24 protein-coding genes are annotated in these 21,183 nt (G+C 32.1%); 14 read left to right on the top strand and 10 right to left on the bottom strand.

Features of this window, described 5'->3' with window-relative positions:
* Positions 1 to 60 precede the first annotated feature (60 nt).
* The 3 genes from AC2TDS_RS10580 (at position 61) to AC2TDS_RS10570 (ending at position 2,280) form a co-directional block, all read left to right on the top strand.
* Complete coding sequence (locus AC2TDS_RS10580; RefSeq protein ID WP_484735554.1) at positions 61 to 783, top strand: energy transducer TonB; 723 nt, start codon at positions 61 to 63, stop codon at positions 781 to 783.
* A 104-nt stretch (positions 784 to 887) separates the two neighbouring features.
* Positions 888 to 1,646 carry an energy transducer TonB gene (locus tag AC2TDS_RS10575; protein ID WP_484735553.1) on the top strand — a complete coding sequence of 253 codons (759 nt, stop codon included), beginning with the start codon at positions 888 to 890 and terminating at the stop codon, positions 1,644 to 1,646.
* A 49-nt stretch (positions 1,647 to 1,695) separates the two neighbouring features.
* Positions 1,696 to 2,280: an acyltransferase gene (locus tag AC2TDS_RS10570; RefSeq protein ID WP_484735552.1), complete on the top strand. Its 585-nt coding sequence runs from the start codon at positions 1,696 to 1,698 to the stop codon at positions 2,278 to 2,280.
* A 170-nt stretch (positions 2,281 to 2,450) separates the two neighbouring features.
* On the opposite strand, the gene AC2TDS_RS10565 is transcribed toward AC2TDS_RS10570, so the two are convergent.
* From AC2TDS_RS10565 to AC2TDS_RS10540, 6 genes are all read right to left on the bottom strand, one after another.
* Positions 2,451 to 3,485, bottom strand: a complete 1,035-nt coding sequence (locus AC2TDS_RS10565; protein ID WP_484735551.1) for a LacI family DNA-binding transcriptional regulator — start codon at positions 3,483 to 3,485, stop codon at positions 2,451 to 2,453.
* A 64-nt stretch (positions 3,486 to 3,549) separates the two neighbouring features.
* On the bottom strand, positions 3,550 to 4,905 hold the full coding sequence (locus AC2TDS_RS10560) for an MptA/MptB family glycosyltransferase (protein ID WP_484735550.1): 1,356 nt from the start codon (positions 4,903 to 4,905) through the stop codon (positions 3,550 to 3,552).
* Positions 4,906 to 6,396: a cellulose synthase family protein gene (locus AC2TDS_RS10555; protein WP_484738936.1), complete on the bottom strand. Its 1,491-nt coding sequence runs from the start codon at positions 6,394 to 6,396 to the stop codon at positions 4,906 to 4,908.
* Positions 6,396 to 7,088: a glycosyltransferase family 2 protein gene (locus AC2TDS_RS10550; RefSeq protein WP_484735549.1), complete on the bottom strand. Its 693-nt coding sequence runs from the start codon at positions 7,086 to 7,088 to the stop codon at positions 6,396 to 6,398. Before AC2TDS_RS10550 ends, AC2TDS_RS10555 begins: the two co-directional genes overlap by 1 nt.
* A 479-nt stretch (positions 7,089 to 7,567) precedes the next feature.
* Positions 7,568 to 9,190: a 4Fe-4S binding protein gene (locus AC2TDS_RS10545; RefSeq protein ID WP_484735548.1), complete on the bottom strand. Its 1,623-nt coding sequence runs from the start codon at positions 9,188 to 9,190 to the stop codon at positions 7,568 to 7,570.
* A 3-nt stretch (positions 9,191 to 9,193) separates the two neighbouring features.
* A complete protein-coding gene (locus tag AC2TDS_RS10540) occupies positions 9,194 to 10,537 on the bottom strand; it encodes an NAD(P)/FAD-dependent oxidoreductase (protein ID WP_484735547.1) in 1,344 nt (447 codons plus the stop codon).
* A 324-nt stretch (positions 10,538 to 10,861) separates the two neighbouring features.
* Here AC2TDS_RS10540 and AC2TDS_RS10535 point away from each other — a divergent pair, with 324 nt between their 5' ends.
* A complete protein-coding gene (locus tag AC2TDS_RS10535; RefSeq protein ID WP_484735546.1) occupies positions 10,862 to 11,227 on the top strand; it encodes a hypothetical protein in 366 nt (121 codons plus the stop codon).
* Positions 11,228 to 11,307: 80 nt separating this feature from the next.
* Positions 11,308 to 12,333 carry a glycoside hydrolase family 113 gene (locus tag AC2TDS_RS10530; RefSeq protein ID WP_484735545.1) on the top strand — a complete coding sequence of 342 codons (1,026 nt, stop codon included), beginning with the start codon at positions 11,308 to 11,310 and terminating at the stop codon, positions 12,331 to 12,333.
* A 122-nt stretch (positions 12,334 to 12,455) separates the two neighbouring features.
* Here AC2TDS_RS10530 and AC2TDS_RS10525 read toward each other — a convergent pair whose 3' ends face one another.
* The 4 genes from AC2TDS_RS10525 to AC2TDS_RS10510 form a co-directional block, all read right to left on the bottom strand.
* Positions 12,456 to 12,977, bottom strand: a complete 522-nt coding sequence (locus AC2TDS_RS10525) for a rhodanese-like domain-containing protein (RefSeq protein ID WP_484735544.1) — start codon at positions 12,975 to 12,977, stop codon at positions 12,456 to 12,458.
* Positions 12,978 to 13,010: 33 nt separating this feature from the next.
* Complete coding sequence (gene arsS / locus AC2TDS_RS10520) at positions 13,011 to 14,060, bottom strand: arsenosugar biosynthesis radical SAM (seleno)protein ArsS (RefSeq protein WP_484735543.1); 1,050 nt, start codon at positions 14,058 to 14,060, stop codon at positions 13,011 to 13,013.
* A 235-nt stretch (positions 14,061 to 14,295) separates the two neighbouring features.
* Positions 14,296 to 14,631, bottom strand: coding sequence for an arsenosugar biosynthesis-associated peroxidase-like protein (locus AC2TDS_RS10515; protein ID WP_484735542.1), 336 nt, complete (start codon positions 14,629 to 14,631; stop codon positions 14,296 to 14,298).
* A 32-nt stretch (positions 14,632 to 14,663) separates the two neighbouring features.
* Complete coding sequence (locus tag AC2TDS_RS10510) at positions 14,664 to 15,371, bottom strand: DUF547 domain-containing protein (protein WP_484735541.1); 708 nt, start codon at positions 15,369 to 15,371, stop codon at positions 14,664 to 14,666.
* Positions 15,372 to 15,935: 564 nt separating this feature from the next.
* Here AC2TDS_RS10510 and AC2TDS_RS10505 point away from each other — a divergent pair.
* The 9 genes from AC2TDS_RS10505 (at position 15,936) to AC2TDS_RS10465 (ending at position 20,965) form a co-directional block, all read left to right on the top strand.
* Complete coding sequence (locus AC2TDS_RS10505) at positions 15,936 to 16,619, top strand: DUF2589 domain-containing protein (protein ID WP_484735540.1); 684 nt, start codon at positions 15,936 to 15,938, stop codon at positions 16,617 to 16,619.
* A gap of 61 nt (positions 16,620 to 16,680) precedes the next feature.
* Positions 16,681 to 16,866 carry a hypothetical protein gene (locus AC2TDS_RS10500; protein ID WP_484735539.1) on the top strand — a complete coding sequence of 62 codons (186 nt, stop codon included), beginning with the start codon at positions 16,681 to 16,683 and terminating at the stop codon, positions 16,864 to 16,866.
* 14 nt (positions 16,867 to 16,880) lie between these two features.
* Complete coding sequence (locus AC2TDS_RS10495; RefSeq protein ID WP_484735538.1) at positions 16,881 to 17,459, top strand: DUF2589 domain-containing protein; 579 nt, start codon at positions 16,881 to 16,883, stop codon at positions 17,457 to 17,459.
* 16 nt (positions 17,460 to 17,475) lie between these two features.
* Positions 17,476 to 18,126: a hypothetical protein gene (locus tag AC2TDS_RS10490; RefSeq protein ID WP_484735537.1), complete on the top strand. Its 651-nt coding sequence runs from the start codon at positions 17,476 to 17,478 to the stop codon at positions 18,124 to 18,126.
* Between the two features lie 197 nt (positions 18,127 to 18,323).
* Positions 18,324 to 18,752 carry a TIGR02594 family protein gene (locus AC2TDS_RS10485; protein ID WP_484735536.1) on the top strand — a complete coding sequence of 143 codons (429 nt, stop codon included), beginning with the start codon at positions 18,324 to 18,326 and terminating at the stop codon, positions 18,750 to 18,752.
* Positions 18,745 to 19,155 (top strand): phage holin family protein, encoded by a 411-nt coding sequence (locus AC2TDS_RS10480; RefSeq protein WP_484735535.1) that lies wholly within the window; start codon positions 18,745 to 18,747, stop codon positions 19,153 to 19,155. The genes AC2TDS_RS10485 and AC2TDS_RS10480 overlap by 8 nt, the downstream gene beginning before the upstream one ends.
* Before the next feature lie 221 nt (positions 19,156 to 19,376).
* Complete coding sequence (locus AC2TDS_RS10475) at positions 19,377 to 19,730, top strand: hypothetical protein (RefSeq protein WP_484735534.1); 354 nt, start codon at positions 19,377 to 19,379, stop codon at positions 19,728 to 19,730.
* The gene (locus AC2TDS_RS10470) at positions 19,717 to 20,061 is read left to right on the top strand and encodes a hypothetical protein (RefSeq protein WP_484735533.1); all 345 of its coding nucleotides are present in this window, start codon (positions 19,717 to 19,719) and stop codon (positions 20,059 to 20,061) included. The genes AC2TDS_RS10475 and AC2TDS_RS10470 overlap by 14 nt, the downstream gene beginning before the upstream one ends.
* Positions 20,062 to 20,224: 163 nt before the next feature.
* Entirely contained in the window at positions 20,225 to 20,965 is a 741-nt protein-coding gene (locus AC2TDS_RS10465) for a LytR/AlgR family response regulator transcription factor (protein WP_484735532.1), read from the top strand.
* The last annotated feature ends 218 nt before the right edge of the window (positions 20,966 to 21,183 follow it).

Raw genomic sequence — 21,183 nt, 5'->3', positions numbered from 1 at the left:
ATTAGCTTGTAAAAGTTGAAATAAATTAATTAAATTAGCGAACTATTAAAAACATAAAGGATGGAAATTAAGAAAAATCCAAAGTCAAACCTAGAAAATTACAGCAAGCTGTTTGTTCAGTTAGGTTTGGTTTTAGCTTTATTTGTAACGTATGTGGCAATTGAAAACAAAACATACGATAAAGAATATGGAGAATTAGGAATGGCTGATATGGCATCAGATATTGAAGACGAGACGATTGAGATCCAACCTGAGCCACCAAAGCCTCAACCAAAAACACCACCACCACCAGCACCTGAAAAGATTGAAATCGTTGAGGATGAAAAAGAAGTTGAAGAGACGGTGATAGAATCTACAGAAACAGATGAGTCTGAAGCAGTAGAGGTAGAAGAGATAGAAGAAGTTGAAGAAGAAGAAGAGGTTGTTGAAGATGTACCTTTTTCAATTATTGAAGATGTACCTGTATTTCCAGGTTGTACGGGTTCAAAAGCTCAGAAGAAAGCATGTTTAAATAAAAAAATGCAGAAGCATGTAAAGCGTTATTTTGATGCTGAATTAGCAAATGAGTTAGGATTGTCACCAGGTAAGAAAAGAATATATTTGATATTCAAAATTGGAAAAACTGGAAACATTGAAGATATCAATGCAAGGGCACCACACCCTAGATTAAAGAAAGAAGCAATTCGTATCGCGAAAAAGTTACCAAAAATGAAACCGGGTAAACAAAGAGGAAGACCTGTAAGAGTTGGGTATACCTTACCGATTTCGTTTAATGTAGAATAGTTTTATACAACGATAAGATATAAAAAAGCAATCCAATTTTGGGTTGCTTTTTTTATTGGCACGTTTCTTGTTTTTAATAGAACATTAACTTAAAATAATGTACTATGAAAATGCCAAAAAAAGAACCAAGAAAACAACTTGAAAAATTTTCAACCGTATTCACGCAACTCGGATTAGTTTTAGTACTGACGATAGTCTATTTCACGTTAGAACACGAAACTTTAATTAAAGAAGACCTAGCATGGTCGATTAAAGATGATGTCTTTGAAAGAGATTTATTAGAGGATAAAACTATTATTTTTGAGAGAGAGCCTAAACAACACGTAACCAAGGAAAAAACGCCTGAAAAAAGCAATAGTAAGGTTGATATAACAAACCCTAAGATAGTGGATAACACGGAATCTGCGAATGATGTAATCGATTTGCCTACGAATGAAGATCAGCCAGATATAGATATTGCTGGATTACCAGAGGCTGCAGAGGATGATATTGTAGATAGTGATGACCCTGTATTTATGGTTAACCTTCAGAAAGCACCTGTTTTTAAAGGATGCGAAGGGTTAAATGAACAGGAGGGTAGAAAATGTTTAGAAAGAAAAATCAGTATCCATGTGAGACGATATTTCAACGCTGAAATCGCTCAGGATTTAGGAATGAGATCGGGAAAGTATAAGATAGCTACTCAGTTTGTTATTGATAAATCAGGGAGGATTATTGATTTAAAAATAAGAGCGCCACACGCAATCTTAAAGAGAGAAGCTGAAAAGGTTGTTACAAAGATCCCGAAATTTACGCCAGGAAAGCAAAACAATAAACCAGTAAAGGTCAGGTATACCCTACCGATCACATTTATGGTAGAATAGTTTGAAAAGCTCAACTGATTTAGGTTGAGTTTTTTACTTTTGTTTAATTATGAAGAACAGAGAAGATTTTTTCGCACATGAAACATCAGTAATTGATGAAGGTTGCCTTATAGGCAAAGGAACAAAAATATGGCACTTTAGTCATATAATGCCTAACTGTAAAATTGGAAAATATTGTAATATTGGTCAGAATGTGGTAGTTTCTCCAGAAGTAGTTTTGGGTAACAATGTTAAAGTACAAAACAATGTGTCCATATATACTGGTGTAATTTGCGAAGATGATGTTTTTTTGGGGCCTTCAATGGTTTTTACCAATGTCATTAATCCAAGAAGTAATATAAATAGGCAGCATGAATATAAAAAAACGATTGTGAAGAGAGGGGCAAGTATTGGAGCTAATGCGACGATAATATGCAATACCACCATTGGAGAGTTTGCTTTTGTTGGAGCAGGAGCAGTGGTTACCAAAGATGTATCACCTTATGCTTTGGTTGTCGGAAACCCCTCAGTACAAATCGGTTGGGTTAGTGAATATGGACACCGCTTATCTTTTAATGAGAATGGCTTTGCTATTTGTCAGGAATCTGGTGATAAGTATTTGAAAAAGAATCATGTTGTACTTAAGGTAGAATGATTTTTTGTAAAAAAATTTTGTAAATAAAAAAAGATTTGTATATTTGAAATGTGGTTGAATAAACCACTTTCTTTTTCTTTTTCATAGCAATTTTTCCCACTCAAATTTTGAGTGGGTTTTATTTTTGTTATAACTATAAAATAGCCCGATAAGTATTGGGTATGTTTAGTTTAATTTGAAGGAATAGGTCTTGTTGATTCCCTAACCACTAAGTCTGTTTTAATAACTTTAGTTTTTGCCGTAGTGTTTGTTTCTTTATTTTCTAGTTTTTCTATTAACATTGCAGCTGCGGTTGATCCCATAATTTCTCCATGTTGGCTCACGGTGGTCATTTTTGGACTAGAATGTCTTGCTAGAATACCATTAGAAAAAGAAATTACTGAGAATTCTTCAGGGATCTTATACCCTTTTTTTTGCGCGACTTTCATAGCGGCAACAGCAGAGGATTCGTCGGTTGTGATAACGCTATCTATCGCATTGTTTTCAAATATAGGCGTCAAAATTGACTCGTATTTTTTATAATCTTCCTCATAAATATTGATAACTAAATTTTTGTTAAAGGGAATATGTAAATCTTCCAATCCTTTTAAGTAACCCAAATGCCTTCTTTGGCCAATTTTTAAATGACTTATGGTAGATATAAACGCAATATTTTTATGTCCAAGTCTATAAAGATGTTTAACGGTATTAACAGTACCTTCAAAATCATTCGTTATTACTTTGTCACAGTTAACATTTTCCGCAATTCTGTCAAACATCACAATTGGAATTCCGTCATTAATCGTATCGTCAAAGTGTTTAAAATCATTTTTTATAATGGTTTCTTCTGCCAAAGACAAAATAAAGCCATCAATACTGCCATTTGAAAGCATTTGTATGGTTTCAACTTCTTTTTCATAAGATTCATTCGAAATACAGGAAATAATTTTATATCCTTTTTGACTTGCTACCTTTTCAATTCCTTTAAAAACTTGGGCGAAAAAGTAGTTTAACATGTTAGGTATAATGATACCTATCGTTTTTGTTTTTCTGCTTTTTAAACTTAAGGCAGTAACGTTGGGCTGGTAATTGTTTTCCTTGGCGTATTTTCTAATTTTTTCTTTGGTAGCTTCACTAATTTCGTAACTATCATTTAGGGCCTTTGAAACAGTAGAGATGGAAACATTTAAATGTTTTGCAATGTCTTTAATAGTGAGTCTTTTCATGAATGTTGGAAAAAATTAATAACAATATTACAAAAAACCAATCAGATGAGCATTAAAAGATAGGTTAGCTTTTTCTTAATAGATTAAGGTGGCGTCTATATTCAAAGATGATAAAGCTAAATACGATGGCATATTCGATACTTACCAGCCATAAATTTTCTTTCCAAGGCACGTTGGCATAAGCCTGATAACTTAAAATAATCACCAAACTCCATACAACAGGGAATCGATACTTTGTAAAAACGGTAAGGATAATTAAGCTGGCTAAATACCAAGGATGCATTGTTGTAGTGGTAAAGTAATAAAAAGATAGAGCAAACAACATTGATGTTAGTAATTGCTGAGTGGTTACTGTTTTTTTATAAAAGGTAATTACGCCTAAATAGATAATGGTAAAAGCAAGCATTATCTTTCCTATAATGGCAATTTGATTGTATCCTGTGAATGCATAGCCTATCTCTCTAGCAAGGTAATAAACGCTTGCGTTAAACTCGAAATTTTTGAACCACAAACTAACAGAATCACTATAATTATAGAAAAATTCAATCGATAAGAAAGGAAAGAATAAAAATATAAGAGTTGTACTGACAACCAAATAAAAGCCAATTAACTTTTTAATGCCAGAAAGAAAACTAGTTGCTGTTTTTACAAAATATTGATAAAACAAAGGAAGAAATAACAGTGGAATTAGTTTGACAGAAATTGAACAAGCCAAAAGAATAGCGCTAGAAATCCACTTATTTTGGTGTAATTGATACATGCTAAAAACTAAGAAAAAAAGCATTATAGGCTCAAAATGCAAGTTACCAGTGAGTTCAATAATTATAAATGGATTTAAAATATATAGAAAAATGTTAGAGGTAGGTAGTTTTAACTTCTCGAGTAATTTTTTACCATATATTAAAATACCTATATCTGCAAATATGATGAGCATTCTCATGACTATAACAGCGCCCAAGATATCTTTATTGGATATGAAAGCTGCGACAAAAAAACAAAGTTGATTTATGGGAGGGTAATTGGTATAATGACTTCCATTCATTTTTCCCATGCCATGGTATAATTCTATGGCTTGATTTACTGGGTAGTTTTTTTGTTGAATAAAAACTTCGGGTAATGATAGGTATGGATTTAACCCTTCCAAAAGCATACGTCCATCCCAAATAAAGCGATAAAAGTCTTGAGATAAATTAGGTATCGAAAACAAGAAAGCCAACCTGAAAACAACAGAAATGCTGGCTAAAAAAACAAAGTTATCTTTTTTTTGTATGAATAAAAGATAGGTTGTTGCAAATAGGCCAATCCAACCAAAAACTAATAGGGAAAAAGAGGTTCTTTCTAAAAAATGAGCAAAGATAAAATAAAGAACTAGAAGAAAACCAGTCAGTAAACCATCATTGTATTTTTTTAGGAAAAACATTTAAGCTTTCGAAAAAACAGACTTATAAAACACGTATCCAAATCCGATAAATAACATGAAGTGAAAGGGAAATAAACCGAAGTCACCTCCTTGATCTCCTACAATAAACGCACTATACATTCCAAACGCAAAATAAAGAGCTAACAAACCTTCTATGATTACATTTGGAGAAAGTTTTTTACGGATATATTTATTGTTTTTCCAGCTATCGGTCAATGATTTAATATTGAATTTTGGAGTTCTTACAAAGTCGCTTTTCTTGCCAAAATGGCCTTCTAAAACCGCAATAGTGTTATGTAGTGAGAAACCCATTGCAATTGAAAAGAATGAGAAAAAAGAACCGATATATTTGATGAAATTAACAAAGCCTCCGCCGTAGGTTTTTTTATACATAAACCAATAACAAACAAAGAAAATAAGGGTGCTAACTACAAAGAAACTCATCACTAAAAAGTAAATTTTTAAATGAGCGTGTTCATTCTTAATATATAACATCGGAATACTTAAAATAGCTACTAGAAATATACATGTGAACATAGAACTATTGAGTAGATGGAGCATTCCGTGAATTTTAGTTTTGAACGAAATATTTTTATTAAGAACGATTTTTTTAAGCATTTTCTGAAAGTTCTCTGCACCACCTTTATTCCATCTAAATTGTTGAGATCTTGCTGCACTTATAATTACAGGGAGTTCTGCAGGGGTTTCAACATCTTCTAAATACTTAAATTTCCACTTTTTTAATTGAGCGCGATAACTCAAGTCCAAGTCTTCCGTTAAGGTGTCTCCTTCCCAGTTTCCAGCATCATAAATACATTCTTTACGCCATATACCAGCAGTACCATTAAAGTTGATAAAATGTCCTTTACTATTTCTGCCAACTTGTTCTAGTGTAAAGTGAGCATCTAAAGCAAAAGCTTGAATTTTTGTTAATGTTGAATAATTTCTATTAATATGCCCCCATCGGGTTTGTACTACTCCAATTTCTAGGTTTTTAAAAAAAGGAATCGTTTTTTCCAACCAACAAGGTTTAGGTAAAAAATCAGCATCAAAAATTGCTATAAATTCGCCTTTAGCAATTTTTAAACCTTCTTTTAAGGCACCTGCCTTAAAACCTTGTCTGTTTTCTCGTTTAATATGTTTAATATCTAACCCAGTATCTTGAAGCTTTTTTATATGTTTTTCAGTCGACAGAACAGACTCGTCAGTGGAATCATCTAAAACTTGAATTTCCAGTTTTTCACGGGGATATCTCATTTTCGCAATGTTGTCTAACAAACGATCCATTACGTACATTTCGTTAAAAACAGGTAGTTGAATAGTTACAAAAGGAACCTCATCAGGATTGTTTAGATCAAACTTAGGAGCGTCTTCATGTTTTTTTCTTGCTTTTAAATAATTAAAAAGTAAATTTAACTGTGCCAATGCATACATTAAAATGAGCACTAGCGACACTGTATATAGTATAATTATTATATATTTTAAAACCATCATTTAAAACTGTATTTAAATATCCAACCTAATATTTTCACCCCTGCAAATATAGTACCTTTAACGGTTCCTGAAACTTTTGAAACACCAATTCTATTGCGATATTTTACAGGAACTTCAACGTATGATAATTTTTGTTTCAAGGCTTTTAGTTGCATCTCTACGGTCCAGCCATAGGTTTTGTCTTTCATTTTCAACTTCAGTAATTTATCATATTTTATCGCCCTAAAGGGCCCAAGATCAGTAAATTTTGCATTAAAAAACAAGGTCATTAAAGACGTAGCTAACCAATTACCAAATATTTGTTGCGGAGTCATAGAGCCTTTTTCCCGTAGTCGTTTTACTCTTGTTCCAATTACAAAATCAATATTATTATTGAGAATTGGCGCTATTATTTCTGTTAGTTGCTCTGGGTAGTCTGAGTAATCACCGTCTAGAAAAACGATAATATCGGGCTGTATCTCTTGTGTAGCAACATAATTCATTCCTTTTAAACAAGCATAACCATAGCCTTTCCGTTTTTCCTTGAGTACAGTAGCTCCGGCATTTTTAGCATGTAACTCAGTTTTGTCTGTTGAGTTGTTGCTTATTACAATGATTTCATTTACTAGTGAAGGAATGTCATTTATTACTTGGGCTATTGAGTCCTGCTCATTATATGCAGGAATAATAACTTTAATTAGTGGGTTCATTTTTTATTTTAAATCCGTCAAATCGTTCTGCTTTTTAAAAGTAGAAAAACTTGTTCATTGTTTTGTTTTCTTTCCGTTTATAAATTTAACAGCTTTAATTGAGCGTTTATCTTTATATAGTAACCGTTTTTTTCTTGTTTTTCAGTTGAGATTTATGATTAACATTTCCATCATAATCATAATACAACCAACATTTGTTCCGTTTACCGTTTATAAAATTTGCTTCCTTTTCTTTCGATGAATTTTCGAGGTAAAAGTACCAATAATTTGTAGGAAGATCATCTTTAAAAGCGCCTTGTTTTTTAACATTTCCATTTTCACAATAAAATTGCCAATAGGCAACTTGTTTCTCACCTTTTATTCAGCCTTCTTCCTTTAGGTTTCTATTGCTATAAGGTTTTTTGAGTAAAGAGAAAACTAGATCCAAAAAGAAACTATTACAAATACAATTTTTTTGATTTTAGAAAAAAGGTATACGCTTATTTTTCATTTACCAGTTTCATCAAATCTATATCATTACCTAATAAAATCTCTGTAGGGTTTATACGTCCTTTCTCTGGGCCGTTTTCTAGTTTTAAAACACCTCTCGGACAAACAGCTGAACAGATACCACAACCAACACAACTTGCTCTTACAATATTTTCTCCTTTTTGAGCATAGGCACGCACATCAATACCTTGCTCACAGTATGTAGAACAATTCCCACAAGAAATACACTGTCCTCCGTTCGTGGTAATTCTAAAACGAGATTTAAAACGTTGTACAATTCCTAGGTAGGCTGCTAAAGGACAACCAAAACGACACCAAACTCTATTTCCGAAAATTGGATAAAAACCAGTTCCTATAACACCAGCAAACCAAGCTCCAATCAAAAAGCTGTAAGCATCTTTAATATATTGCGATTTTATACCCAAAAATGATGGTCTTCCTGTGAAATAACTATACAAGGTAACGATAGTCATAATTAAAGAAAATAGTAAAACTGCATGAACGATCCATCGTTCCAGTTTCCAGGCGTTTAGTGTTTTGTTAGAATGTTGTCGGTAAGGATCTCCTAAAGTTTCTGCTAAGCCTCCACAACCACAAACCCAAGAGCAATACCATCTTTTTCCGAAGAAATATACCATAACAGGAACAATAATCAAGGTAAGGAGGATTCCCCAAACCAAAATAAATAAACCAATGGCACCACTATTTCTCAAACTATCTAAATTCCATTCAAAAAAGAAATCATAGTCTAAAGGGAAGGCATTTTTAAAATCATACCCAGGCATATTTAGGCTGGTCATGATTTCTGGGATTAAAAAAGCAAATACAATTTGAAAGAATAGCACAGAAGTTGTTCGGATGATTTGATATTTATTATGTCGGTATTTTATGTACATTCTAATAGCCATAACAATCATAATAACACAATATAAAAAACCGTAAACAAACCACTGGCTGGCTGGGCCACCATTTAAGTATATACTTATTGGGTCTAAAATAAAAGTCCAGTTTACTACATAATCAGGAAAAAAATACAGCAACAAGTAAAACAAAACAAGATAAATGAGTACAAGCCAAGCAATCCACCCTCTGTTAGTACTAGCCTCTAAATAGATTCCATTATTTTTGATCCCTTTAGGACCTAGTATTATGATATTAGGCAGGATAAACAAAAGTGCCCCTACAATGCTTAACCCAAAAGTAAGAAACCATAGTAGTCCTTTGTTTTCACTTACAAAACCTTTACCAGCAATTTTTGCTAATTCGTAACTTAATGTATGAGGTTTCCCATCAATTTTATATGAGTATTGAGCTCCTTTTTTATCCCAATTTTTTTCTAGATCATATTTGGTAATTAGCGAGTCATAATGATTGTTTGATACCTCAAAAGCTCTTCGAACTCTGTTTGAAAACTTAAAAATGTTAAGATGTTCATCCGTAACGATGGCGCTACTTAGACGATCTTTTATAACCTCACTTTTATACTCTTTGCTTTGGATAAATGAATCCAATTCTGAAGAGGTTACGCTAAAAGAACCAAGAAAAATAGTTCCGGTGAAAATAGCTAAGCCTATTAAAAATAATAGTAATCCTATTTGTTGTATTGCCTTCATATATTATGCTCTGCTAAAAATTCGTTTCCAGCTTTTCTTTCTAAGTTGAATGTTGGTGTTGTTTTCTTGGTTGAATTTAACCACGATTTCAGGCTCATGCAGCGTGTAAAATTCGGGGTCAAAGTTAGCATCGGACAAATGCTCCATAACATAGTCGACTGTACGTTTTTCATCCAGTATTCGATTGAAAAAATCATGTCTCATTCGTATACCAAAAAGATTAATACCTAAGAACTCACGCGTGTTTTTATTAAAATTTATATGAATACATTTTTTTTGATCTTTATGCTCCCAGTAAAAGCGGGCTTCATTTTCTTTTGGTTCAGACCATACCCAGCCATAGGTTTGATATTCAATATCTATAAATTTTGCAGAGTTAAACCAATGCCCGGGTTTGTATTCAATTTTATTTCCACAAATAGTTTGCGCAACAGTTTCTCCCATCATTCTTCCTGTATACCATACCGCTTCAATTGGGCGACGTTGTCCGATCGGATTACGTTGTTCAGCACAATCTCCAATCGCATAAATATTAGAAATATTTGTTTCTAAAAAGCGGTTAACTTTTACCCCTCTTCCGGTTTTTATTTCTGAGCTTTTAATAAATTCAATATTAGGAGAAACCCCAGCGGTTAAACCAACAACATCACATGCAATTTCTTCACCAGTTTCAGCAATAATTACTGATTGAACCTTGCCGTTAGTATCGGTTTTTATTTCCTTTAAAGTAACACCGAGTCGCAAATCAATATGATTATCTAAAATTTCTCTGTTGATCATTGCAGATTCTTGTTGGGGAAGAACAGTATTCCAAAAACTACTTTCACGAACTAAAAAGGTAACTGGAATATCTCTGCTATGCAGCATTTCGGCAAGTTCTATACCGATTAATCCGCCTCCTACGATAACTGCTCTCTTGCAAACCTTGTTGTTAGGGGCATGTTTTTCAAGATGGTCTAAATCTTGTTTGTGATACATCCCCATAACTCCTTCGGCTTCCTGCCCAGGCCAGCCAAACTTATTAGGTTTAGACCCTGTTGCAATAATTAGTTTATCAAATTTTAGTGTTTCACCATGAGCAAATTCAACTAAGTTTACGGTAGCATGAATTTTAGAAACGAATCCTTTTTTTAACGTTATTCTGTTTTTTTTCCAAAACCAAGGTTCATAAGGCTGTGTGTGCTCAAACTTCATATGTCCCATGTAAACATACATCAAAGCGGTTCTTGAAAAAAAGTAGTCCGTTTCTGCAGAAATAATAGTAATCTGTTTATCTGATAACTTTCTAATATGTCTGGCAGCAGTAACTCCAGAAATTCCGTTACCAATAATAACAACATGTTCCATAAAAGTTGATTTGCAAATTAGGTCGTAGCTAAAGTTAAGAACTTAATTAGGTTTAAAAATTTAGAATGAATATAAATAGGGGTAGTTTGTAAGTGATTTTGGACTTTATTGATGGATGCTACAACTAAAAACAACGAATTAAAGAAAATTTGACTAAGTGTTTCTCACTGACTTTATGTATTGACGGTATTTCAGTCATTTGCACAGGAACAAAATGAAAATTTAAAAAGTAACATTCAAACCTATACCCCTGCTAAATTGTTAAATACAGGTCAGTGGGATATTAAATGGTATAAAGTAGGTGATTTGTCCATTTAGTCAGCAATGCATATTCCTTTAGTTAGTGATGAAGTGGATGCTAATGAGGTGTTTTTAGATCAAACGGCTTGGTCTTTTCAGAATAGATTCTTCTATGATTATTCTTTTAGTGGAGAGAAATGGCAATTGTTTCCTGAGTTAAACATGGAGTACAATTTTGGAAATGAAGACAGTTTTGCGAACAACACCTATTTATTAGTTCCAAGTATATTTAGGAGTTATTTTCCTAGTGATAAGTCTACTGTTTTATGTTTTGCGCAACACTCTCAGCGTTTGGGTGAGTTTCCACAAGATGATACAGCATTGGGTTTAGGAGGGAAATGCCAAAGAACTAAAACGCTGAATATCGAAGCTTTGTATAGTAGTTTTTAGGGGTACGGATAATGATTTAGGGCAAAGCTTTACTTTAGGCTTGAGTGCGCTGTTTTAGAATAAAATAGTAACTTTAGGCAATGAATTACACAAAATTTATTTGGATACTTATTGTTTTTTTGAATGTATCATGTAAAAGTCAGGTTCGTAAAATAAACGGACTTAGTTTTGTAGCCTCTTCAAATAAAGTGAGTCAAGAAGATATAGTACCTGTAACTAGGGTATCGGCAAATTATGTTTCGTTGATGCCTTTTGGTTTTATTAAAGACATGGAAACTCCAGAAATTGTATTCAACTTTTCGAGGCAATGGTTTGGAGAAACAGAAAAAGGAATAGAACAATATACCTCTCAATTTCAAAAAAATGAGATTAAAGTAATGTTAAAGCCACAAATTTGGGTGGGACACGGCATATATACAGGGTTAATTGAAATGCCTTCGAATGAGAAATGGGAACAATTAGAAAAATCGTACACGAAATTTATTTTGACATATGCTAAATTAGCGCAAAGGCTTAATGTAACTATTTTTTGTATAGGAACAGAACTAGAGAAATTTGTGCGTAATAGACCCGAATACTGGCAGGAACTAATCTTAGAAATAAAGAAACATTATAAAGGAAAGCTTACATATGCCGCTAATTGGGATGAATTTAAGAAGGTGCCATTTTGGGATACATTAGATTTTATAGGAATAGATGCTTATTTCCCTTTAACCGATAAGAAATCACCATCGATCAAAGATTTTATAGCAGGTTGGCAATCGCATAAAATAGAAATAGCAAACGTTAGGGAAAGGGTGAATAAACCAGTTTTGTTTACTGAATACGGGTATAGAAGTATTAATTATACAGGAAAGGAACCCTGGAATTCGTCAAGGCAGGAAGGGAATGTAGATTTGAATGCTCAAAAAGAGGCCTTAGAGGCGATTTACCTTGAGTTTTGGAGTGAATCATGGTTTGCAGGTGGTTTTTTATGGAAATGGTTTCATCAGCATGAAGAGGTCGGTGGGCATAAAAACAACAGATTTACGCCTCAAAATAAACCTGCCGAACTTAGTATAAAGCAAGCGTATGAAAAACACAAAGATTTTGTGTTCAAACGTTAACAAAATAAAGCTAGAGAATATGTTATTACATGTTCTTTTATAAAGATCAACAGCACGTTTTATTACGGTAAATTCAAATGGTAAAATGGTATTATCTAACGAAGGGGTGTTTTGAGGTTATACTAGATTTTCGGATACCTCATTTGGGTTTCATATACTGGCTCTCCTTTTAAAAGCCATTTACGCCATTCTTTATTAAACACATGTACTTTTTCTGTAGGGATGTCTTCTTGATTTACAACTATGTTTCCTCGGTTTTTCCATTCAAAAATACCACCGTATAAATTAAAAACATTACTGTAACCAATTTGTTGAAGTTTTTCTGCAATATCTTCTGAACGAATGCCTAAAGAGCAGTACACTACGATTTTGGTGTTTTTGTTTTCAGGTAAATATTGGGTTGATTTCTCAAGATTAAAAAAATTATATCCAACACCTATAGCATTTTTAATATGACTTGTTATGTATTCGATAGGTTCTCGTGCGTCAAGCAGAATCACATTTTTCCGTTCCTTTTCTAACGTTGAAACCTTGATATATGGAATTTTCTCAGCGTTGTGTTTTTTTAATAATACCTGCAAGTTTTCTTGTGCGCTGCTAGAGAGTGCTACTAAAAACAACAAGAAGTAAATTAATTTTTTCATGGAGTCACAGCGTTAACAATTTTGATAATGGAATTAAGCAACGGTACCTTGACAACTACTTCCCGCTCCAGCAGTACAACCATAACAATGCTGATTAATAATGATGTTTCTATTTTGTAACAGTTCTTCATTATATTCTGAAATATGGGTTACTTTACTAGCTACTTTTAGGTTGAGCATTTGATTAAAATCACAATCGTATAAATATCCATCCCAACTAACAGACAGTGTATTCGTGCACATTACATTTTCAACAGCCATTGGATTGTAGGCTTCCACCAAAGCATACATATAATCTTCATAGTTTTCTGAAGCAATTAAGTAGTCTAAAAACCGGCTAATGGGTAAATTAGTAATGGTGAATAAATGGTTAAATACGATCTCAAAATCTTCGCGTAAAGCTTTTTTAAAGTCTTTTTCCATAGAAGCTTGGTCACCAGGTAAAAATGCTCCCGAAGGATTATAAACTAAATCTAATTTTAGCCCTGTTCCTTCGATGCCATAACCAACAGCATTTAATTCTTGAAGCGCTTTAATTGATTTGTCAAACACCCCGTTACCTCGTTGTTTGTCCGTCTTACCACGAGTCCAGTGAGGCATTGACGAGACTACGTGAACATTGTGCTTTTTGAAGAAATGAGGCAGATCATAATATTTTTTATTGGCTCTTATAATAGTTAAGTTCGAACGAACAATAAAATCTTTAATTCCAGCTTTTGCGGCTTCTTCAACAAACCAACGAAAATTGGGGTTCATTTCTGGTGCGCCACCTGTTAGATCTAGCGTGTGCGCTTTGGTTTTTTTGATAACATCTAAACATTGCAACATAGTTTCTTTAGTCATTATTTCTTTTCGATCAGGGCCGGCGTCTACGTGACAATGAGCGCAAACTTGATTACACATATACCCAACATTTATCTGTAATATTTCAAGTTTTTTAGGTTGTAAAGGAAACTGATTTGTTTCTTTTATTTTTTCAGCAAATGAAGGCAATTCATCTTTAAAAACCCCATTAGACAAAATTTCTAATTGACGTTGTGTATTGGCTAAATCATTATTTCTTGCTAAAAGAGATTTCTTCATTTAAATATCAATTAAGAATTAGTGATAATGTTGGTTGGGTATAATTTTGTGATTAGCTGTTGCTAAATTAACAGAAAATACTTTGTATATGTATCCTAACCTTGTACTAATTGTGATGATGTATTTTATTGATTTTTTAAAAATTGTTTTAATCAGGTCAATAGCATCGAAATTATGTGGTTACGAATAGTAATAGTGTATATCATTACTATTCGTAATTTTAAGTTTTACCAACTTACATTTCTAATTTATTTACTTTATTCATCATTTGAACACCGTGTACCAATGTTGCACCACTTTTTATGGCGGCTCCTACATGAATAGCTTCCATCATTTCTTCTTTTGTAATGCCTCTTTGTAAACCATCTTTGGTATAGGCGTCAATACAATATGGACACTGCTCAGTATGTGCAACAGCTAAGGCAATTAAACTTTTTTCACGAGCCGTAAGTGCGCCTTCTTCAAATACTTTTCCATAATACTCAAAAAAGCTATTGCCGAGCTCTTCACTCCATTCCGTTATTTTACCAAACTTTCGTAAGTCTGCAGGGTCATAATATGTTTTAGACATGAATTTTCTTTTATCGTTTAAAAATAAAAATACTACTTTCCGTTTAAACTCCAATCATATTCTAGGTAACGTACGATAGCTTTTTTACTAATTTTAGTGTTTGAGTAGTTATTTAAGAAGTCAATAAGTGAGCCCTTTTTGGTAAAATCGCCTTTGAACCACTCAAATATTTTAGACAGTTGGACCTTGTTTTTAGATATTTTGTTTCTTTTAGGGTCGTTAATGAACTTTTTCATTAAATAGACTGTTTTACTCTGGTAGTTAGCTTCTGTAAAAGCAAAATCACCTAACTGAGGGCAAGAGACTGAGGCACAGTTTACACCAACATGAATTTTAGGGTCATCGAAATTCTTACGTAAAATTTCGTGCTCTATATGATTCAAAGTATAGGTATCACCACCAATATTTGCCAATTTTATATTCCAAGCATCTTTACCGTTTTTCTTGATGTTCAATATGCTTTTTAACGGATAATTGTCTAAAATTAATTTAATAGTATAGGCGTTGTATGCATTTATCCAAAAAGCCTTTGTTTTTTCAGCGGACCAATTTTTGTTCGGAGAAGTTTTTGCTAAATAATCTAAGTAAACCTGCAATTTACCTTCATCTTTTTTAAAGCTTTGGTAATTTACGTTTCCGTTAGTGTCAACATGCTTTTGTAATAACGAGTTAAAAACATTGGTTTGACCGTATGAGTTTAGGAAAAAAGATATGCTAAGAAGCAAGAATATTTTTTGCATGTTACTAAGTTTAAACTGTCAGTTTAGACGCGGATATATTTTAGAAATTACAAAAAATATGATAGAAACAAAAAAGCCTTAACAAAACAAAATTTTAATTTAGCATGTTTTTTTCTTAGAAAACAGGAGTTTTTTATTAATCAGACTTAAATGATTACCCGTTTTAATTGTTGTGATAGTAATACCAGTAATATTTTTTAGGGTTAAACTGATTGTTTTTTCACACTCTTATGAAATATGAAAAAAGTAAACTATTCAAAATAATATGTTCACTAAAACCAATAGTTATACTTACTTAAAATAACATTGGAGTATAGGGGTGTTCTGACTTGCTATGGTTAGAATTAATACCATATTCATGAGATTTAATCTTGTAACATACTTTTTGCAGTTCATAACATGTTTGAGGTCATACATGTGGTTTTCAGATATGTCGAGTCGGATTCAATATACATTTGTGGCATACAAAATCAAAAGATAGCTATTGTATTGAATTGTATGTATCGCAATGAGAAAATCTTATTGCATATTAAATTAATCGTTTAACAATAAAAATTTAAAATTATGTCAGAATTAATTTCAATGGCCCAACAATTTAGTGGGTTACCTATGGATGCTTTAATAGGAGGACCACTAATGGCCGCAGCAGATGCCAATGGTAAAATGGCTATGACTCAAACCCAGTTTATGCTTGATACATGTTTCAAAAAAACAAAGACAAGTACAGGTAGTGAAACTCCAGAGACTTTTTCATACGATCCTGTTATGATTACAATGAAACTTTCTAAGTCTTTTCCTACAAGAGAGGAGAATGACAAGAGTGGAGGAATAGTGAAAATTAAAGAAACGGAAACCTCTTTTTCTGTACCTCTTTTAACTATTATCCCTCTTAATTCATTGGCAGTAGATAATGTGGATATATCTTTTGATATGGAAGTAAAATCTAGTTTTGCAGAAGAGCAAACGAAAGCTTCTAGATCAAAGACAGCAGCAGATGGCTCATTTGAAGGAAAAGCCGGGTGGGGGCCATTTTCGGTAACTATTAGAGGTAGTGTTCATCATGAATCAGAAAATTCATCTAATTATAAATCGAACTACACCAAAAGCAATAGTGCTAAATATGGCGTTAAGGTTCACGCTGCTCAGCAACCATTACCAGATGGGGTTGGAATCATTATTCAACATTTTGCAGACTCTATTTCTTTAGATGAGGTACCTGAAGGAAAAGCAGAACAATTAGAAGAGTAAAACAGTAATTTTTTCATGGAATTGGGCTGTAAAGCCCAATTCCTTCTTTAAACTTTTTTATATGAATACTATAAATAAAATACCATGCCCTAATTGCGGAGGGGAAATCTTATTTGACCCTCAATTATTGGTACAAGGAGAATCTTTTCATTGTAATACTTGTAATGCTTCTATTGGAATTTCTAATAAGAGTAAGGATCAAGCAAAAAAAGCAATGAACCAATTTAATATGTTAAAAAAGAACTAAAAACCGTAAGTATTATGATCACTTTCGAAAGTTTAATTACTGCCTTTCACGAAGCTATTTTATCTGCAAACGATACACTTAAACAAAAAAATGCTTTCATTTTAGATGAATTTTTTGAACAAACTGAGAGCCCGTTAAGTATTAAGGGTATACTACGGAAAATGAAATTATCCAATAATAAGGATGAAAAAGATCAGCTCATTGAAGATTTAGATAAACAAGTTGATCTAGAAGCTTCTGGAATGTTTAATTCTAGCAGAAAGCTTAAGCCCAAAATGGTAACTATTCAATATCCTTCAAAAACAGAAGATGGAAATATAACGCATGACGTGCATGTTCCTTTAATTTCTATAGTACCTGTACATCAAACGGGAATTGAAGAGGTAAATATCATTTCGGAATTGGAGTTAGCATTGAAAAATGATGAACTAATGGTGTCTTTTCCTAAAACAAACAACAGAGAAGAGACGTGTAAAGGAGACAAGCAACTCTCTAAAGTAGAAATAAAACTCACTCCGACTACAGAATCGGAAGGCTTGAAAAAAATCATCGAAGGATATGACAAGGTGTTGAGAGCACAAATTCCGGGATAATTAAAATAAAAATCAAATGAATAGATTAAAACAATTAGAAACAGCAAAAAGCATTTCAGGAGAAATAAGTAAGGCTATTACATTATTACATAAAGGAAGTCTTCCACCAAATTATGGCTTTGGATTAAATTTTTTCGTAAATGTAGTTGTAACCATTATGACTCATGATGCTAGAAAAAAAGGAGAAATTAGTCAAATTTATTGGGAACTTTATAAAAGCATGGAAAATAGAATTCCTGCTGACAAAAGATTAAATATAAGTTCTATTAACTCTCAATTAAATAATTTAGCTAGCTACATGTATGAGAACGCAAGTCGGTTAAACTCTAAAGAAGTTATAAACAAAATTGCCGAAGATTTCGATGCTATACTTTTAGGAAGCCCATGGCTTGATAATTCCAGTTTCTACGATTGTACTAAATGTGGTCAGCCTAAGACAGCTTGTGCTTGTGTCACTTCTAAATCGACAGATAGTAAGGTGGAAAAGGCATTTGAAACTTTATTAAATAGATATACGATATTTAGTATCTATCACAAAAACACAACCTTTGAAAAATTTTATGAGTTCACTGGCCGATATATAAAGAAGGATGAAGAGTTTAGTGCAATTACTGAAGCTGAGTGGAGGGATATTTATAGAAGAGTTGTCAAAGCAACCAAAAACTAACGTTATAGGTGTTAATACAAAATTAAATAGCTAAAGAGTCAATCTCACTTAAGGTTGACTTTTACTCCTGAATATGTGCTTCCAAACAATTTCAACCTGTCGATTCTGAAAGTTTTGAGTAATGTAAGTAAAAGTACTTAAAATCAATTCTTTACTGAGTTTGATAATTGAGATAACGATTAAAAAACTAATTAATTATGAGAATATTAGAAAAAGCATTAACGCAATATGGCGTCAGTGAAATTCCTGGCCGTAAAGATAACCCACAGATTCTTAATTATTTTAATACACTGGGATATGATGGGGCAAAACTACATGATGAAACAGCTTGGTGTGGTGCCTTTGTTGGTTGGGTAGCTAAAGAGTGTGATTATTTCTACTCTACAGAGCTTACTGCTCGTAGCTGGCTTACCAAAGGGATACCTACCAATAATCCTGATATAGGAGATGTAGTTGTATTATGGCGTGAATCGCCAGATAGTTGGAAAGGACATGTAGGTTTTTACATTAAAGAAAGTGAAAATCATGTATATCTCTTAGGGGGAAATCAAAACCAAAAAGTTTGTATTAAACCTTATCCAAAAAATCGAGTATTAGGGTATGTAAAACTATTAAAAAATGGATAAAATAACTCAAAGTACGTTTTGGCTCATGACGTTATTGGCACCAGTGCAGGCAGTAATGATTACTATGGTTTTTCTAATTGTGGTTGATTTTATAATAGGACTATATGCTTCTTATAAGAGTAAAACACCTATCAGAAGTGAGCGAGTAGGGCATACGATTTCCAAGTTTTTCATTTATAATTTAGTCATATTAGCATCTTATTTTTTAGAAAAATTCATTGTAAATGAAGTACCCTTTTTAAAAATTATTGCTGGTTTTATTGCCATTACAGAGATCAAATCTATTTTGGAGAATTTTAATAAGATTTATGGGATTAATCCTTCCAAAGCTTTGATAAATATACTTAAAAAAGGAGGAACATCCAATGCCATAGATAGTCTGATGGATAAAGATAAAAAATGAGATACTATTCTTATGTGTAATATTAATGGGGGAACTACAGTAATTAACCCCCTGTCAAATGCTAGACTTAAAAGAGTGATATATTGAGATGCTATATGAAAACATATGGTTTGGGATGAATTATTGTTAAGAAAATAGATTTTTTGAATTTCTATTTAAAATATATTCATATCAGAAATAATATATGATTCTAATAATCAAAACAGTAATCAAAGCAGCAAATGAAATGTAAAACATATATGTTGTCGATACTATTAGTTGTGTTTTTTATAGTAATACTCTTATGGAGTAAGTTTCATGAAAAAGAAACAGGAAAATTGATTCATAAAATTGAAATTAATAAACTAATACAAAAGCAAAAAAAACTTTTAAAAGTTAATGAAGAATTAGATAAAAACACCAAAATATTAAGATTCAAAACAGACAGTTTATCAGAGTTAATTATAAAGGATCAGCGTCTTATTAGAAGATTAAAAACAGAAGAAGATGGAAAAATTAGCAGTATTAATAAGTTTACTCATGATGAGCTTTACAGGTATTTCTCAAAGTTTAATACCAAAAATGATGAAAATTGACCAGAATACTCACTATTGTTTTACGGTAGAGCAATCTAGAGTAATTGCAAGATTGTTAGAACAGAAAAAATATAAGGATAATCTAGTCACCAATCTATTATTAACTCAACAGAAATTTGAGTTAATAATAGAAAAGAAAGATAGTATTATTTCTTTTCAGAATATACAGTTGATCAACAATACTACTATTATAGATGCTACTAAAAACACAATGAAATTGTTTCAAAAGAAAATAAGACATGATGAAAGATTAATTAAACGAGCAAAGGTTCAAGGTGTGTTTATGAAAATCAGTCTTTTAGTTCTTGGCGTGTTTGTGATTGTAAAATGATATTGTTTTGTTCTTAAAAAAAGTTTAAAAAATGTGTTTACGTTTTTCCAATATCAGACATAGGTATATCTAAAACATATTACTATTTACTAGACTAGACTAGACTAGACTAGACTAGACTAGACTAGACTAGACTAAAATTAAATTATAATTCCCTTCGAGTATGAAAAAAATTAACGTACTAATTATAGATGATGATAATTTTGAATCTATAACACTAAAAAATTATTTAGAAGAAAATCACTTTAAAGTTATTGCCATTGCTAAAGATGTTAAAGAAGCAATAGCTATTTATTACACAGAAGATATTGATGTTGTAATCGTAGACATTTTTTTAGAAGGATGTCCTGATGGGATTACATTTGCAAATATTATTAATAGAAATAAAAACACACTGAAACCTTTTATTTTTTTAACAGGTCACGTGAGTAGAGAAATTTTTGAAAAAGCAAAAATTGAACATCCTTTCAGTTTTTTATTAAAACCTTTTAATAAGCTTGAAATTTTGTATGCTATTGAATTGGTATTAGAAAAGTCTATGAGTAATTCAGAATGGACTGAAAATCAAAGTGATATTGTAGATGATGCTTTTTTTATTAAAAAAAATAAAATATTTCATAAAATACATTTCCGGGATATTACCTATGTAGAGGTGGAAGGGAGGTATTCAAAAATAATGGCAGATAAAAACTCATTTTTATTAGAGCATACTCTTATGGATCTTCAAAAGCGATTGCCTACGCCTATATTTATTCGTACACATCGAAATTTTATTGTAAACATGAACAAAGTAAAAGAAGTGCATTATAATGATAATCTAATTATTCTTGAAGATAATACAAAAGCACTTTTAGGAAGGAGTTATAAAAAGGATTTTATTCATAGGTACTCTATATTGAAATGATTTATGTTGACCCAAACATCATTATCTTATTTGTAAGATAATGATGTTTGGGTCAATTATGACTCTGTTAATCGTAATTTTTTAATCTTGAAATATACAGTTTGATAGCAGTGAAGAAGCTTAATGAAATACCAATTATCAGTCTATACCACCAATTTATATTTGTTTTTGTTTCAATATTTATATGACTCATTTTTAATTTTATAAATTTAAGTTTA

It is taken from the genome of Tenacibaculum profundicola, from assembly GCF_057220795.1.
Note: the sequence above shows the minus strand (reverse complement) of the source record. Positions and strands in the feature narration are given on the sequence as shown.

What these genes read in the sequence shown, in the direction of transcription:
- AC2TDS_RS10530 (WP_484735545.1), top strand. Translation starts at nt 11,308, where the DNA reads ATGAATTACACAAAATTTATTTGGATACTTATTGTTTTTTTGAATGTA.
- AC2TDS_RS10500 (WP_484735539.1), top strand. Translation starts at nt 16,681, where the DNA reads ATGAATACTATAAATAAAATACCATGCCCTAATTGCGGAGGGGAAATC.
- AC2TDS_RS10465 (WP_484735532.1), top strand. Translation starts at nt 20,225, where the DNA reads ATGAAAAAAATTAACGTACTAATTATAGATGATGATAATTTTGAATCT.
- AC2TDS_RS10490 (WP_484735537.1), top strand. Translation starts at nt 17,476, where the DNA reads ATGAATAGATTAAAACAATTAGAAACAGCAAAAAGCATTTCAGGAGAA.
- AC2TDS_RS10475 (WP_484735534.1), top strand. Translation starts at nt 19,377, where the DNA reads ATGAAATGTAAAACATATATGTTGTCGATACTATTAGTTGTGTTTTTT.
- AC2TDS_RS10505 (WP_484735540.1), top strand. Translation starts at nt 15,936, where the DNA reads ATGTCAGAATTAATTTCAATGGCCCAACAATTTAGTGGGTTACCTATG.
- AC2TDS_RS10480 (WP_484735535.1), top strand. Translation starts at nt 18,745, where the DNA reads ATGGATAAAATAACTCAAAGTACGTTTTGGCTCATGACGTTATTGGCA.
- AC2TDS_RS10470 (WP_484735533.1), top strand. Translation starts at nt 19,717, where the DNA reads ATGATGAAAATTGACCAGAATACTCACTATTGTTTTACGGTAGAGCAA.
- AC2TDS_RS10560 (WP_484735550.1), bottom strand. Translation starts at nt 4,905, where the DNA reads ATGTTTTTCCTAAAAAAATACAATGATGGTTTACTGACTGGTTTTCTT.
- arsS (WP_484735543.1), bottom strand. Translation starts at nt 14,060, where the DNA reads ATGAAGAAATCTCTTTTAGCAAGAAATAATGATTTAGCCAATACACAA.
- AC2TDS_RS10515 (WP_484735542.1), bottom strand. Translation starts at nt 14,631, where the DNA reads ATGTCTAAAACATATTATGACCCTGCAGACTTACGAAAGTTTGGTAAA.
- AC2TDS_RS10555 (WP_484738936.1), bottom strand. Translation starts at nt 6,396, where the DNA reads ATGGTTTTAAAATATATAATAATTATACTATATACAGTGTCGCTAGTG.
- AC2TDS_RS10525 (WP_484735544.1), bottom strand. Translation starts at nt 12,977, where the DNA reads ATGAAAAAATTAATTTACTTCTTGTTGTTTTTAGTAGCACTCTCTAGC.
- AC2TDS_RS10540 (WP_484735547.1), bottom strand. Translation starts at nt 10,537, where the DNA reads ATGGAACATGTTGTTATTATTGGTAACGGAATTTCTGGAGTTACTGCT.
- AC2TDS_RS10570 (WP_484735552.1), top strand. Translation starts at nt 1,696, where the DNA reads ATGAAGAACAGAGAAGATTTTTTCGCACATGAAACATCAGTAATTGAT.
- AC2TDS_RS10550 (WP_484735549.1), bottom strand. Translation starts at nt 7,088, where the DNA reads ATGAACCCACTAATTAAAGTTATTATTCCTGCATATAATGAGCAGGAC.
- AC2TDS_RS10495 (WP_484735538.1), top strand. Translation starts at nt 16,881, where the DNA reads ATGATCACTTTCGAAAGTTTAATTACTGCCTTTCACGAAGCTATTTTA.
- AC2TDS_RS10545 (WP_484735548.1), bottom strand. Translation starts at nt 9,190, where the DNA reads ATGAAGGCAATACAACAAATAGGATTACTATTATTTTTAATAGGCTTA.
- AC2TDS_RS10485 (WP_484735536.1), top strand. Translation starts at nt 18,324, where the DNA reads ATGAGAATATTAGAAAAAGCATTAACGCAATATGGCGTCAGTGAAATT.
- AC2TDS_RS10535 (WP_484735546.1), top strand. Translation starts at nt 10,862, where the DNA reads ATGCATATTCCTTTAGTTAGTGATGAAGTGGATGCTAATGAGGTGTTT.
- AC2TDS_RS10565 (WP_484735551.1), bottom strand. Translation starts at nt 3,485, where the DNA reads ATGAAAAGACTCACTATTAAAGACATTGCAAAACATTTAAATGTTTCC.
- AC2TDS_RS10580 (WP_484735554.1), top strand. Translation starts at nt 61, where the DNA reads ATGGAAATTAAGAAAAATCCAAAGTCAAACCTAGAAAATTACAGCAAG.
- AC2TDS_RS10575 (WP_484735553.1), top strand. Translation starts at nt 888, where the DNA reads ATGAAAATGCCAAAAAAAGAACCAAGAAAACAACTTGAAAAATTTTCA.
- AC2TDS_RS10510 (WP_484735541.1), bottom strand. Translation starts at nt 15,371, where the DNA reads ATGCAAAAAATATTCTTGCTTCTTAGCATATCTTTTTTCCTAAACTCA.